Origin of the sequence: Streptomyces sp. NPDC052396 (assembly GCF_044593195.1) — a bacterium.
Taxonomy (GTDB): Bacteria; Actinomycetota; Actinomycetes; order Streptomycetales; family Streptomycetaceae; genus Streptomyces.
Window position 1 is genome coordinate 60,481 of sequence record NZ_JBIUAW010000020.1, and the last position, 13,067, is coordinate 73,547.

Below are 13,067 nucleotides of genomic sequence, written 5' to 3' on the forward strand. Positions count from 1 at the left end.
GCCTCAGGCGCGCAGGCCCAGGCCGCCGTCCACGGTGAGCACCTGGCCATGGATCCAGGCGGCCTCGTCGGTGCACAGCAGGGCGATGGCGTCGGCCACATCGGCGGGCACGGTCAGCCGTCCGGCGGGGGTACGGGCGGCCAGCGCCTGGACGGCCTCCGGCCGCAGGGTGTCATCGCCCTTGTCCAGCTTGGCCGTTGAGACGGCGTTGACCGCGATGCCCCGGGCGGCCAGTTCCACGGCCAGGTAGCGGACAAAACTCTCCAGGGCGGCCTTGGCCAGTCCCAGGGCGGCATAGCCGGGCACCACCCGGCCGGCGCCGGTGCTGGAGACCGCCACGATCCGGCCGGTGCCCTCGGCCATCGCCCCGGCCAGTGCGGGGGCGGCGCTCAGCAGCGGCAGCAGCGAGACCTCCAGGCCGGCGCGGAAGGCGTCCAGGTCCAGCCCGGTGGCCGGCATCGGGCGCAGCGCGGAGGTGTTGTGGACGAACACATCCAGGGCGCCATGCTCCTCGGCCACCTGCCGGATGGCCTCCTGGACGCCCTCGGGCCGGGCCACATCGGTGCGCAGCGCGGTGGCGGTGCCGGGCAGGCCCGCCAGCGAGTCGACGGCCGCCCGGGCGTCGTCCTCGGAGTGTGCGTAGTTGAGGTAGACCCGGCAACCGCTGGCGCACAGTTTGCGCGCGGTCGCCAGGCCCAGCCCGCGGGTCGCCCCGGTCACCAGGGCGACCCGCCCTTCCAGTCCCAGCCTCGTCATGACGACGATGCTGGGGCGGGGCGCTTGAGCGTGCTTGGAGCAGAGATCGCGCCCCGCGTCCGGTGGTCAGCCGGCGGCGCGGCGCCAGGGGCCGCCGAAGTTCCCCCGCAGCAACGAGGCTTGGGACGCCTTGTTCACCGCTTCGGTTCGCGAGGCGGCGCCAAGTTTGTCGAAAATATTGCGGAGATGACGTTTTACCGTGCCCTCCGCAATGAACAGGCGGGCGGCTATCTGCGCATTGCTGAGCCCCTCGGCGACATGACCGAGAACGTCCACCTCACGCTGCGTCAAACCATGCGCCGGTTCGTTGTTGAAATCCAGACTTCTTTGGGACACCGACACCACGAGACGGTCCGGGTGCCGGGTCACCGCCCGGATGGCCGAAATCAGCTCCATACGGGACACGGTCTTCAACAGATAACCGTGCACACCGCAATTCAGCAGCTCTTTCACCAGGCGCGGTTCATCATGCATGGTGAGGATGATCACCCGCGTCCCGGGAGCGTTCCGCTTGATGCGCAGGATGCGCCCGGTTATCGTTTCGCCCGGCATCTCGACGTCCATCAAGATGACATCGGGCCGCAAGTCGCCGGCCAGTTGGACGGCACTTTCACCGCTGCCGGCCTCACCGATCACGGCAAGGTCGTCTTCGCCTTCCAGGCTTTCACGAAGCGCCTCCCGTAGCAGAGTGTGATCCTCGGCGATGAGGATCGTTACCTTTTCACCTTCAACGCTGCTGTTCACGTTCCCAGTTGCCCCCGCTTGCTGGGTTTTCATCTCTCCACGCGCTGGTACCGCCGCAGGGCGGGCCACCACCCTCAGCAGGCCAACTTCGTAAAAAACCGGCCAAATTTCGTGTGGAATTTCATCAATCCGAAATCTACCACGTGTGGGTGGATTTCCGGAGGGCCCAACTTCGGTCTCTGATGGTGCGGTTGCGGGCGAGTTAACGCCCTGTCTCGCCTGGGATGCCGCCTCAGCAGCGATGATGACAGAACGTCAGCGGGCAGGACCCGGAGTCCGGCGGGGGATTCCGGCCGGGTCCCGCCCGCAGCTTTAGGTGTGTACTACAACCATCCGTTCTGGCGCGCTTTGTTGACGGCCTCCATGCGGTTCCGCACACCGATCTTCTGAGTTGCCGAGGAGAGGTAGTTGCGCACCGTGCTCTCGGAGAGGTGTAAACGCTTGGCAAGGGACATCACCGGCGCTCCGTCGGCGGCCGCGGCGAGCACCTCGCGTTCCCGGGCGGTGAGCGGGCTGGGCCCGGCGGCCAGCGCCGCGGCGGCCATCAGCGGGTCCACCACCTGCTCGCCGGCGTTCACCCGGCGAATGGCGTCGGCGAGTTCCTCCACCGGCTTGTCCTTTGCCATAAAGCCCAGCGCGCCCGCGTCCAGGGCGCGGCGGCAGTAGCCCGGTCCGCTGAAGGTGGTGACGATGAGCACCCGGCAGTCCAGGCGCTCCCGGCGCAGCTCCTCGGCGGCCTCGATACCGGTGCGGCCGGGCATCTCGATGTCCAGAACCGCCACATGCGGCCTGGCCGCGCGGACCGCCTCGACCACCTCGGCGCCGGAGGCCACCTGGGCCACCACCTCGATGTCCCGTTCCAGGCCCAGCAGTTGCGCGATGGCGCCGCGCATCATTCCCTGGTCCTCGGCCAGCAGCACGCGGATCACTGCGTACCCACCCTCACTTCGCTTTTCCGGTCGACGGGCAGCTTGGCCACCAGGCGGAAGCCGCCGCCCGGCACATGGGCCGCGTCCAGCGCGCCGCCCGCGGCCGACAGGCGCTCGGCCAGCCCCAGCAGGCCATGGCCCGGGGTGCCGCCCCGCTTCCCCGCCGCCTCCGAGGGTGCGGCGACGCCGTCATTGCTGATTCTGAGCTCCACCGCCTCGGAGCCGTGCGCCACCACGATCTCGCAGCTCCTGGCCTCGCTGTGGCGGATCACATTGGTGACCCCCTCCCGCACCACCCAGCCCAGCAGCGCCTCCGCGCCGGCCGGCAGGGGCGGTCCGTCCTGCCGTATCCGGGCGGTCACCCCGGCGTCCGCCAGGGCCAGTTCGGCCCCCTTGAGCTCGGCCTTCAGCGCCCGCTCCCGGTAGCCGGACACCGCCTCCCGGATCTCCTCCAGCGAGGTACGGCCGACCGACTCGATGTCACCGGCGTGCCGCTTGACCGTCTCCGGGTCATGGTCGGCGAACCGGCGCACCGCCTCCGCCTTGACCACGATCAGCGAGATGGAGTGGCCCAGCAGGTCGTGCAGATCGCGGGCGAAGCGCAGCCGCTCCTCGGCCACCGCCGAGTGGGCCAGTTCCTCCTGGGCCTCACGCAGCTCCATCACGGTGGAGAACAGCCGCACTATGGTCACCGCCGCGATCCCGGACAGCTGGGTGGCGTAGGCGATGCCGATGATCTCGCCCGCCTCGTGCTCACAGAACCCGGCGGTGGCACTGGCCAGGACGGTCACCAGCACCACGGCCAGCGTCGCGCGCAGCAGATGGCGCCAGCTGGCCAGGACGCTCCACACCACCGCCAGCAGCGAGAACAGCCAGAGCATTCCCTCGCCGAAGCGGAGGGACAGGCCCACCGTCAGTACGGTGAGGACCAGCGCCGGCGCCAGGACCAGGACCCGGCCGCAGCGGTCGCTGAAGGCCGTCCAGATGGCGAAGAGGTAGCAGCCGCAGAAGGCGAGGAGTCCGGCCGCGGCCTGCCAGGCGGGGGTGTCCCGGCCGCCGAGGATATCCGAGAGGGCTCCCGCCGCCACGACGACCGCCGGGTAGAAGATGTAGGACGCCTTCTCCAGGCCCAACTGCTCGTAGATTAATGCTTTTCCGCGGAACACCGTGTTCCAAGCCTCCTGAAAACAGCGTTCGCCATTGCGACCGGTCGGTTAGGTGGAGATCCAATCATTCGTCCACGGAACTCGTCGAGGTCCGGCCCCGGCGCCCCGCGAACCTCAGGCGGTCGCGCCCTTGCGGTATCCCACGACCGCCAGCGCGGCCAGCGCGACACTCCAGGCCAGCAGGATGACCAGAGCGGTGGCACTGAGCGTGTGGCCGAGCGCCAGGTCGGAGGCGAGCTCCTTGTAGCGGTTGATCGGCGTGAAGCCGGAGACCTTGGCCAGCCAGTGCGGGAAGTTCGCGGTGTCGATCAGCAGGCCGCCGACCACCGAGAGCACCAGATACGAGACCAGGCCGATGGAGTGCGCCTTGGCGCCTTCCACCAGGTAACCGCAGCCCAGCGCCAGCATGGCGATGGGCACGATGCCCACCCACAGCATGGCCAGCATGCCCGCCCACTCGGCGGCGCTCATCGAGACATGGTTGACCAGGCGGGCCAGCAGGCTGACCGCGATCACGGGCGGCAGCGCCAGGAACATCGCGCTGATGCCACGGCCGACCACCACGGTCAGGGTGGGCAGCGGGGTGAGGCGCAGCTGCCGCAGCCAGCCGGCCTTCTTGTCCTCCGCGATCCCGCCGGAGGTGGTCATCACCGCGCCCAGCGCGCCGAAGCCCGCCATGCCGCAGACGGTGCGCACCTCCTCCGCATGGGTGGGGTGGCCGTTGCCCAGGTGGCTGGTGAGCAGGTACATCAGCACCGGAGCGGCCAGCGACATAATCAGGAAGCCGCCGTCCCGGAAGGTGCGGAGCAGCTCCAGCCGAAGGTATCGAAGCAACATCAGGAACCGCTCCTCGCATTGGTACCGCTGGTCAGGGAGATAAACGCCTCCTCGAGGCCGCCGCCGGTGACCTCGATATTGCGCAGCGCGCCGGCCTGGGCCAGGGCGGTGACGGTGAGGTCCGCGTCCGCGGTGGCCAGGTGGAGCCGCGCACCGCGGACCTCCAGGCCGGTGACGCCGGGCACCTGGGCAAAGCCGTGGGGGTCCCGGTCGGCCAGGTCAATGCTGACGGTCTTGCCGCCGACGGTCTTCTTCAGCTCGGCGCCGGTGCCGTCGGCCAGTACCTTGCCCTGGGCGATGACCACGATCCGCTCGGCGTACTCGTCGGCCTCCTCCAGGTAGTGGGTGGAGAACAGCAGGGTGTTGCCGCGGGCGGCGTAGGCGGCCATGGTCTGCCACAGGTCCCGGCGGGACTGGATGTCCAGGGCGGCGGTGGGCTCGTCCAGCACGATCAGTTCGGGGTTGCCGCAGAGCGCCATGGCGAAGCGCACCCGCTGCGCCTGGCCGCCGGAGAGCTTGTCCGCCTTGCGGTCGGCCAGCTTGGTCAGCTGGGCGATCTCCAGGATCTCGCCGAGCGGCAGGGGGTTGGCGAAGGTGCCCCGCATGAACTCGATGAGTTCCTTGATGGTGACCCGGGGGATCAGGCCGCCTTCCTGGAGCATGGCGCCGACCTGGCCGGCCCGGACCGCCTCCTGGGGGTCCTTGCCCAGCAGCTGGATCTGGCCGCCGTCGTGGTGCAGCAGGCCCAGCATCATGTTGATGGTGGTGGACTTGCCGGCACCGTTGGGGCCGAGGAGGGCGACGGTCTCGCCGCGGTCGATGGCCAGGTCCAAGCCGGCGACGGCGTGGACATTTCCGTAACTCTTTGTCACGTTGGCGAAGTTGACCGCGGACCCCGTCCTCAGCGGTGCCCTGGATTGCGTGGCTGTCTGCGTCATGTGAATGACCCTACGGAGCCCGCCCAGAGGCCCGGTAGAGACAAAAAACCTCTCCTCAGCAGGAGAAATGTCCTGCCTGGAGAGGGGGGAACGACAACCGGGCTCCGGCTGAACCTTACGGTCCGGCCGGAGCCCGGGGAAGCCGTCAGTGACGGAAACCTCAGCCGCCTACGCTCAGGCGGCGGCCTTGATGCGGTCGTTGACAAAGCCGAGGAACTCGCGGGGCGAGGTGATGGCCTCGATCTCCTCCTCGGCCAGGGCGATGCCATAGGCGCGCTCGGTCAGGCTGACGGTCTCCATGCGGGCCAGCGAGTCATAGCCCAGGTCCTCGAAGGAGACGTCCAGGATGTCGCCGTCGAGGTGGGTGGTCTCGTCCTCGCCGGCCGCCTTGCGCAGCATGTTCTTCAGGTCGTCGATGGTGAACTGGCTCATGGTGGACTCCTCTTGGGGAAGTGGGGAAAGAGGGGGTGGGGACGAAGGCGGGGGTCGGAATCCCTCAGGACACCGCGCGCAGCACCAGTGCCGCGTTGAAGCCGTGGTGGCCGCGGGCCACCACCAGGGCAGTGCGGACCGCGCCCTGGCGGGCCTCGCGCACCAGGTCCAGTCCGTCCGGGAACGCCTCCCGGGTGACATGGACCGTCGGCGGGATCACTCCGTCGCGGATGGCCAGCAGCGCGGCGGCCACATCGACCGGCGCACCGCCCGAACTCAGCCGCCCGGTCATGGTCTTGGGCGCGGTGACCGGTACTCCGCGCGGGCCGAAGACCTCGGTCAGCGCCGCCGCCTCGGCGGCGTCCAGCTCGGGGGTGCCGGCGGCGTCCGCGAAGACCACGTCCACCTCGGCGGCGGTCAGGCCGGCGTCGGCCAGCGCGGCCTCGATCGCGGCGGCCAGCCGGTTCCCGCCCCCGGAGCCCGGGCGGGGGTCGAAGGTGGCCGCATAGCCGGCGATCTCACCGTAGATCTGTGCGGCGCCGCGGGCCCGGGCCTTCTCCAGGTCCTCCACGATCATCATCGCGCCGCCCTCGCCGACCACACAGCCCTGGGCCCGCTCGTCGAACGGCAGATAGGCGGTGTCGGCGTCACCACGGAAGGACAGCCGGCCGCTGGGGACCTGGGCGGCCACCGCCCAGGGGGACAGCGGGGACTCCATGCCGCCGGTGACCACCATGGAGGTGCCCCGGCGGATGTGCCGCCGCGCCTGGCCGATGACGTCCAGACCGCCCGCCTGCTCGGTGACGATCACGCCCGTCGGGCCGCGCATATTGCGGCGGATGGAGATCTGGCCGGTGTTGACCGCGTAGAACCAGGCGAACGACTGGTAGACGCTGACATGTTCCGGGCCCTGCGACCACAGCGCCTGGAGCTCCTTCTGGCCGAACTCGAAGCCGCCGGCCGAGCTGGCGGTGGCCACGCCCCGGTCGAAGGGGTCGAAGTCCTCGCCGTCGGCGCCGGCGTCGGCCATCGCCCAGTCGGTGGCCACCAGGGCGAACTGCGTCATCCGGTCGGTCTGCGGCAGCAGCCGGCCGGGCAGGTGCTCGGCGGGGTCGAACCCCTCGATCTCACCGGCCAGTTGAACGGGGTAGCCGGAGGCGTCGAAGCGGGTGATCGGCCCGATGCCGTTGGTCCCGTCGAGGGTGCGCTTCCAGAACTCCTCGGTGCCGAGCCCATTGGGCGCGAACACCCCGATTCCCGTGATAACCGCGGTCACTTAGGCCACCTTTCCCGGCCGGGTCAGCAGCATGGCGCTCTGGAAACCGCCGAATCCGCTGCCGACCGTCAGCACCGTGTCGAGCTTCTTCTCCCGTGCCACCAGCGGCACATAGTCCAGATCCAGCTCCGGGTCCGGATCGTCGAGGTTGGCCGTCGGCGGGATCACCCCGTGCTCGATGGCCAGGGCGCAGGCGGCCACCTCGATGGAACCGACGGCTCCCAGCGAGTGCCCGATGACGGCCTTGATGGAGCTGACCGGGGTGTTCAGCGCATGGTCGCCGAGGCTGCGCTTGAAGGCGGCCGTCTCATGCTTGTCGTTCTGCCGGGTGCCGGTGCCATGCGCGTTGATGTAGTCCACCGAGTCGGCCGGCAGCTTGGCCTGGGCCAGGGCGGAGTCGATGGCCTCGGCCATCTCCCGGCCGTCCGGGCGCAGTCCGGTCATGTGGTGGGCGTTGCTGCGCGCCGCGAACCCGCTGATCTCGGCGTAGATATGGGCGCCGCGGGCCACCGCGCGCTCGTACTCCTCCAGCACCAGCACCGCGGCGCCCTCGCCGAGGACAAAGCCGTTGCGGGTGCGGTTGAAGGGCCGCAGCGCGTGCTCGGGGTCGTCATTGCGGTTGGTGGTGGCCCGGATGGCGTCGAAGCAGGCGAAGGTGATCGGGGACAGCGGGGCGTCGGTGGCGCCCGTGATCATCACATCCGCCGAGCCCTCCCGGATCAGCTCGGCGGCGTGGCCGACCGAGTCCAGTCCGGAGGTGCAGCCGGCCGAGATCAGCGCGGCCGGGCCCTCGGCGCCGGCCACCCAGGCCACCTCGGCCGCCAGCGAGCTGGGGACAAAGTAGTCGTACATGTGCGGCACCGCGTAGGCCGGGTCGACCACCCAGTCGCGGCCGCCGTTGCTGAGGACGTTGTACTCCTCGTCGAGCTTCATGGTGCAGCCCACGGCGCTGCCGATGCTGACACCCATCCGGCCCGGCCGGACCTCGCCCTCCTCCAGCCCGCTGTCGGCTATCGCCTCGCGCGCACTGACCACGGCGAACTGGGCCGCGCGGTCCATGCGGCGGATCTCCTGCGGCGACAGGCCCTGCATGGCGGGGTCGAACTCGCACTCCGCCGCGATGCGGGACCGGAACGGCGCCGGGTCGAAGAAGGTGACGGTCCGGGTGGCCGTGCGGCCCTGGACGATGCGGTCCCAGAACGCCTTGGTCCCGGGTTCTCCTGGTGCCACCACACCGATGCCGGTGACCGCGACACGCCGATCCATACTTACGCTCCCTCCGTGCGCGACGCGGCCGCGGCGTCCCCGGCGGCGGCCGGGGCGAATGCCCGGGCCAGGCCGTCGAGGAGCGCCGGGCCCTCCGCGTCGCACGTCTGCTTCACATGTCTGGTGACCTCATCGCGCCCCCAGCCCCGTCCGGCCACCGCGGCGGGGTCGAGGACGGCGGTGCGCACCGCGCTGACCCGGGTGCCGGTTCCCACCGGTTCCAGGGTGACGGTGCCGTACAACAGGGCGTGCAGTTCCGGCAGTTCGGCCAGCTGCTTCCAGGCCGTGGTGTGCTCGGGAAGGTACGCGAAGGCCCGCGTGGGGGGTGCGGGTGCCTCGCGCAGCCAGGCGTGCACCTCGGCGGCCGGGGCGGACACCAGCAGGGTCCGCTCCTGCCGCACGGTGCAGGCGTCCAGTTCGGCGTGCAGTTCGGCGGTGCGCTTGAGCGCCGCCAGCTGCATCCCGATGCCCTGGTCCATCCGGGCGGCGAACGCGGTGTCGTCGCCGTCCGCCTGCCAGCTGTGGCCCAGCTCGACCCGGCAGGTGTCCGGTCCGGTGGGCGTGACCCGCCATTCGCCGCGCATCCAGGTGACCGGCGGCTTGGGGCCCAGGTGCTCGAAGACCACGGTACGGGCGGTGGCATCCAGCTCCCGGCGGGCCTGCCAGGTGCGCACCGCGCCGCCCTCGGCGACCCAGCGCTGGATCACATCGCCGCTGTCGTTCCGCTCCGTGTACGCCACATGCAGCACGGTGGGAGACATCCGCACCGCGGCGGTGGCGTCGGCCAGCAGGGCGTGGACGGCGTCCGCGTCCCGGGCGATGTCGGTGCCGTGCCGGACGGCGCGCTGCCCGTTCACCGCTGTGCTCCCTTGTCTTCGGTGTCCTGTTCCGGGCGGTGGGCCACCAGGACTCGCAGCGGCAGGCCGTCCCGCTGATGGACGGTGGTGCCGGTGAACCCGGCCTCGGCGAGCATCGACAGATAGGCGTCGGTGGAGTGCACCTCGCCGCCCTCGGTCCAGCCCAGCATCAGCAGTTCCAGCATGTGGGCGTGGTGCGCCCGCGCCGGGGGGACGTCGCCGGTGGTGAAGCCGGTGATGGCCAGCCGCCCGCCGGGCCGCAGCACTCCGGCCAGCCGGCGCAGCAGTTCCACGCTCCGTTCCCGGGAGAACTGGCAGAGCAGATTGGCCAGCACCACCACGTCATAGGGGCCGCCCAGGGGCGCGTCGAAGGCGTCGCCCTCCAGGTACGCGGCGCGGCCGTCCAGGCCGAGCCGGGCGGCGTGCCGGCGGGCCACCGTGAGCACCTCGGGTCCGTCCAGGCTCCACACCCGGGACTCGGGGTGGCCGGCCGCGACCGCGTAGCCGAACAGGCCGGCGCCGCTGCCCACATCGAGGATGTCGGACCGGCCGGCGTCCAGGGTCTCGGCCAGGAAGGCCGCCCCGGACTTGGTGACAAAGGTGAGGTTCTCGGCGAAGTCCACCCAGTAGGGGCAGTCGGTGCCATCGGCCCGGGGACCGGCCGCGGGGGCGCCGGTGCGCACCAGCTCGGCCAGGTCGCGCATGGTGTCCCACTCCCAGTCGCCGGCCGCCACCTTGACGTTGGCGCCGGCATAGCCGGGGTTGGTGGTGACCAGCAGTTCCCCGCCCTCGGGCAGGCGGTAGGTGTCACCCTCGGCGTCCAGCAGGCCGACGGCCACCAGGGCCCGCAGCAGGATCCGGGTGCCGCGCGGCGAGGTGCCGAGGGCGGCGGCCACCGCCCGGTCATCGGCGGGACCGGCGGCGAGCGCGTCGAACAGGCCCAACTCCACGGCGGCGCGCAGCAGATAGGTGGACCGGTAGGCGGTCATCATCTCCAGCAGCCGCTCACGTGTGATCGCCATGAGCACTCCTTTCGCCGGCCGACTACCCCCGTTCGGTCCGGTGGGGCCAGCGTGCAGCGCGCTATTCGAGCGTCGTTCGATGCGAGACCGAGGGGGGCTTCCCCCCTTCCACCGGCCCTCCAGATCCGCTCGAAGCGGTCACGTCACCTTGACGGCGGGAGTGGACCGACAACACCTTGCCTGGAGGCAGTGACAATGAACGAGGAAAAAGCACTCCTCTTGAAGCAGGTTCGCAAGTACCACCAAGAGGTCTCGGTGAGCTCGGAATTCGTTCCGGGTGTCACTCCGATCCTGCCGTCCGGCGCCGTGCTGGACGAGGACGACCGGGCCGCACTCGCCGAAGCCGCCATCGACATGCGGATCGCATCGGGCATCCACTCCCTGAAGTTCGAGCGGTCCTTCGCCCGTACCCTGGGCCGTCGCAAGGCCCACCTGGTCAACTCCGGTTCGTCCGCGAACCTGTTGGCCCTCTCCGCGCTGATGCAGCCGGAGCTGGAGGACCGCCGGCTGAAGCCCGGCGACGAGGTCATCACCGTCGCGGCCGGCTTCCCGACCACGGTGAACCCCATCATCCAGAACGGCCTGGTGCCGGTGTTCGTGGATGTGGAGCTGGGCACCTACAACACCACCTACGAGAAGGTGGCGGCCGCCGTCGGCCCCAAAACGCGGGCGGTCATGATCGCCCACGCGCTGGGCAACCCCTTCCAGGTGGCCGAGATCGCCCAGCTCTGCGAGGACCACGACCTGTTCCTGGTCGAGGACAACTGCGACGCCCTCGGTTCCTTCTACCAGGGCAAGCAGACCGGCACCTTCGGCGACTTCGCCACCCACAGCTTCTACCCGGCGCACCACATCACCATGGGCGAGGGCGGCTGTGTCCTCAGCGACAACCTGGTGCTGGCCCGGATCGTGGAATCGCTGCGCGACTGGGGCCGGGACTGCTGGTGCGAGCCGGGCGAGAACAACAAGTGCCGCAAGCGCTTCGAATACCAGATGGGCTCGCTGCCGTACGGCTACGACCACAAGTACATGTTCTCGCACGTCGGTTACAACCTGAAGTCCACCGATATCCAGGCCGCGCTGGGACTCACCCAGCTGAAGAAGCTCCCCGGCTTCGGCGCCGCCCGGCGGCACAACTGGCAGCGGCTGCGCGAGGGCCTGGACGGGCTCCCCGGGCTGCTGCTGCCCGAGGCCACCGAGGGCAGCGACCCGTCGTGGTTCGGCTTCGCCATCACCGTACTTCCCGAAGCACCTTTCGGACGGCCGGAGTTCATCGACTTCCTGGAGTCGCGGAACATCGGGACGCGCCTGCTGTTCGCCGGCAATCTCACCCGCCACCCCGCCTACCAGGAGCAGGAGTTCCGGGTGGTGGGCTCCCTGGAGAACAGCGACATCGTCACCGAGCGGACCTTCTGGATCGGGGTCTACCCGGGAATCACGGACGAGATGACCGACTACGTGATCGATTCCGTCCGGGAATTCACTCTGCGCCAGCGCTGAAACAGAAGGAAACGGAAATGAAAGCCTTGGTTCTCTCGGGCGGGAAAGGCACCAGACTTCGCCCGTTCACCCACTCCATGCCCAAACAGCTGGTGCCGGTCGGCAACAAGCCGGTCCTGGTCCACTGCCTGGAGAACATCCGGGACATCGGGGTCACCGAGATCGGCCTGATCGTCGGCGACCGGCGGGACCAGATCGAGGATGTCATCGGCGACGGCTCGGCACTCGGCCTGAGCGTCACCTATATCGAGCAGGACGCGCCGCGCGGACTGGCGCACACCGTGGCCATCGCCAAGGACTTCCTGGGCGACGACGACTTTGTGATGTACCTGGGCGACAACATGCTGCTCCAGGGCATCCAGGAGGCCGCCGCCGAGTTCACCGCCGAGCGGCCGGACGCCCAGGTCGTGGTCTACAAGGTGCCCAACCCCACCGCCTTCGGGGTGGCCGAACTCGGCCCGGACGGCGAGGTGCTGCGGCTGGTGGAGAAGCCCAAGGAGCCCAAGAGCGACCTGGCGCTGATCGGGGTGTACTTCTTCACCCCCGCCATCCACCAGGCCGTGGCCTCCATCGCGCCCAGCGCACGCGGCGAGCTGGAGATCACCGACGCCATCCAGTGGCTGGTCACCCAGGGCGCCGACGTCAGGGCCCGGGAGTACGCCGGGTACTGGAAGGACACCGGCCGCGCCGAGGACATCCTGGAGTGCAACCGCATCCTCCTGGACGGGCTGACCACCGCCGTGGACGGCGAGGTGGACGAGGCCAGCACCCTCACCGGCGAGGTGGTCATCGAGGCGGGTGCCCGGGTGGTGAACTCGCGCATCGAGGGCCCGGCGGTCATCGCCGCCGGCACCGTGATCGAGAACAGCCAGGTCGGCCCGTACACGGCCATCGGCCGGGACTGTGTGCTCACCGAGGCCGGGATCGCGGACTCCATCGTGCTGGACGGCGCGTCCATCACCCAAGTCACCGGCCTGAGCGGCTCCTTGGTCGGCCGTCAGGCACAGATCCGGTCCCTGGAGGACCAGCCCAGTCACCGGCTGATCGTCGGCGACGACACCCTGGTGGAGGTAGCGGCATGAGGATCCTGGTCACCGGTGGAGCCGGGTTCATCGGCTCCCACTACACCCGCACCCTGCTGTCCGGCGGCTACCCCGGCTTCGAGGACGCCGAGGTCACCGTCCTGGACAAGCTCACCTACGCCGGCAACACCGACAACCTCCCCATGGGACATGAGCGGCTGAAGTTCGTCGAGGGCGACATCTGCGATCTGCCGCTGCTGCTGGAGCTGTTCCCGGGGCATGACGCGGTGGTGCACTTCGCGGCCGAGTCCCATGTGGACCG

General features: G+C 69.9%; 14 protein-coding genes. 3 read left to right on the top strand and 11 right to left on the bottom strand.

The annotated features are described in order from the left end of the window. Nucleotides 1-3: 3 nt before the first annotated feature. The 11 genes from ACIHFE_RS32120 to ACIHFE_RS32170 form a co-directional block, all read right to left on the bottom strand. Nucleotides 4-756, bottom strand: coding sequence for an SDR family oxidoreductase (locus ACIHFE_RS32120; RefSeq protein ID WP_400112254.1), 753 nt, complete (start codon nt 754-756; stop codon nt 4-6). Between the two features lie 66 nt (nt 757-822). Continuing rightward, nucleotides 823-1,500 carry a response regulator gene (locus tag ACIHFE_RS32125; RefSeq protein ID WP_400112256.1) on the bottom strand — a complete coding sequence of 226 codons (678 nt, stop codon included), beginning with the start codon at nt 1,498-1,500 and terminating at the stop codon, nt 823-825. A 323-nt stretch (nt 1,501-1,823) separates the two neighbouring features. Next, entirely contained in the window at nt 1,824-2,429 is a 606-nt protein-coding gene (locus ACIHFE_RS32130) for a response regulator (RefSeq protein WP_400112258.1), read from the bottom strand. Continuing rightward, nucleotides 2,426-3,595 (bottom strand): sensor histidine kinase, encoded by a 1,170-nt coding sequence (locus ACIHFE_RS32135; protein ID WP_400112260.1) that lies wholly within the window; start codon nt 3,593-3,595, stop codon nt 2,426-2,428. The genes ACIHFE_RS32130 and ACIHFE_RS32135 overlap by 4 nt, the downstream gene beginning before the upstream one ends. A 114-nt stretch (nt 3,596-3,709) precedes the next feature. Next, the gene (locus ACIHFE_RS32140; protein WP_400112262.1) at nt 3,710-4,432 is read right to left on the bottom strand and encodes an ABC transporter permease; all 723 of its coding nucleotides are present in this window, start codon (nt 4,430-4,432) and stop codon (nt 3,710-3,712) included. After that, the gene (locus tag ACIHFE_RS32145) at nt 4,432-5,370 is read right to left on the bottom strand and encodes an ABC transporter ATP-binding protein (RefSeq protein ID WP_400112265.1); all 939 of its coding nucleotides are present in this window, start codon (nt 5,368-5,370) and stop codon (nt 4,432-4,434) included. The genes ACIHFE_RS32140 and ACIHFE_RS32145 overlap by 1 nt, the downstream gene beginning before the upstream one ends. 174 nt (nt 5,371-5,544) lie before the next feature. Further along, nucleotides 5,545-5,802: an acyl carrier protein gene (locus ACIHFE_RS32150; protein WP_400112267.1), complete on the bottom strand. Its 258-nt coding sequence runs from the start codon at nt 5,800-5,802 to the stop codon at nt 5,545-5,547. Between the two features lie 64 nt (nt 5,803-5,866). After that, a complete protein-coding gene (locus ACIHFE_RS32155) occupies nt 5,867-7,078 on the bottom strand; it encodes a ketosynthase chain-length factor (RefSeq protein WP_400112268.1) in 1,212 nt (403 codons plus the stop codon). Continuing rightward, entirely contained in the window at nt 7,079-8,344 is a 1,266-nt protein-coding gene (locus ACIHFE_RS32160; RefSeq protein WP_400112270.1) for a beta-ketoacyl-[acyl-carrier-protein] synthase family protein, read from the bottom strand. A 2-nt stretch (nt 8,345-8,346) separates the two neighbouring features. Beyond that, nucleotides 8,347-9,201 carry an aromatase/cyclase gene (locus ACIHFE_RS32165; RefSeq protein ID WP_400112272.1) on the bottom strand — a complete coding sequence of 285 codons (855 nt, stop codon included), beginning with the start codon at nt 9,199-9,201 and terminating at the stop codon, nt 8,347-8,349. Beyond that, nucleotides 9,198-10,223: a methyltransferase gene (locus ACIHFE_RS32170; RefSeq protein WP_400112274.1), complete on the bottom strand. Its 1,026-nt coding sequence runs from the start codon at nt 10,221-10,223 to the stop codon at nt 9,198-9,200. Before ACIHFE_RS32170 ends, ACIHFE_RS32165 begins: the two co-directional genes overlap by 4 nt. Nucleotides 10,224-10,418: 195 nt before the next feature. Between ACIHFE_RS32170 and rfbH the strand changes: the two genes are divergently transcribed. The 3 genes from rfbH to ACIHFE_RS32185 all read left to right on the top strand — a co-directional run. After that, nucleotides 10,419-11,723, top strand: coding sequence for a lipopolysaccharide biosynthesis protein RfbH (gene rfbH / locus ACIHFE_RS32175; RefSeq protein WP_400112275.1), 1,305 nt, complete (start codon nt 10,419-10,421; stop codon nt 11,721-11,723). A gap of 17 nt (nt 11,724-11,740) precedes the next feature. Then, nucleotides 11,741-12,805, top strand: a complete 1,065-nt coding sequence (locus ACIHFE_RS32180; RefSeq protein ID WP_400112277.1) for a glucose-1-phosphate thymidylyltransferase — start codon at nt 11,741-11,743, stop codon at nt 12,803-12,805. Continuing rightward, a partial coding sequence (locus tag ACIHFE_RS32185; RefSeq protein ID WP_400112278.1) for a GDP-mannose 4,6-dehydratase occupies nt 12,802-13,067 on the top strand: 266 nt, incomplete at its 3' end. The genes ACIHFE_RS32180 and ACIHFE_RS32185, both read left to right, overlap by 4 nt.

Coding starts and splice junctions, on each gene's coding strand:
- ACIHFE_RS32160 (WP_400112270.1), bottom strand. CDS start 8,344: ATGGATCGGCGTGTCGCGGTCACCGGCATCGGTGTGGTGGCACCAGGA.
- ACIHFE_RS32140 (WP_400112262.1), bottom strand. CDS start 4,432: ATGTTGCTTCGATACCTTCGGCTGGAGCTGCTCCGCACCTTCCGGGAC.
- ACIHFE_RS32170 (WP_400112274.1), bottom strand. CDS start 10,223: ATGGCGATCACACGTGAGCGGCTGCTGGAGATGATGACCGCCTACCGG.
- rfbH (WP_400112275.1), top strand. CDS start 10,419: ATGAACGAGGAAAAAGCACTCCTCTTGAAGCAGGTTCGCAAGTACCAC.
- ACIHFE_RS32150 (WP_400112267.1), bottom strand. CDS start 5,802: ATGAGCCAGTTCACCATCGACGACCTGAAGAACATGCTGCGCAAGGCG.
- ACIHFE_RS32120 (WP_400112254.1), bottom strand. CDS start 756: ATGACGAGGCTGGGACTGGAAGGGCGGGTCGCCCTGGTGACCGGGGCG.
- ACIHFE_RS32180 (WP_400112277.1), top strand. CDS start 11,741: ATGAAAGCCTTGGTTCTCTCGGGCGGGAAAGGCACCAGACTTCGCCCG.
- ACIHFE_RS32145 (WP_400112265.1), bottom strand. CDS start 5,370: ATGACGCAGACAGCCACGCAATCCAGGGCACCGCTGAGGACGGGGTCC.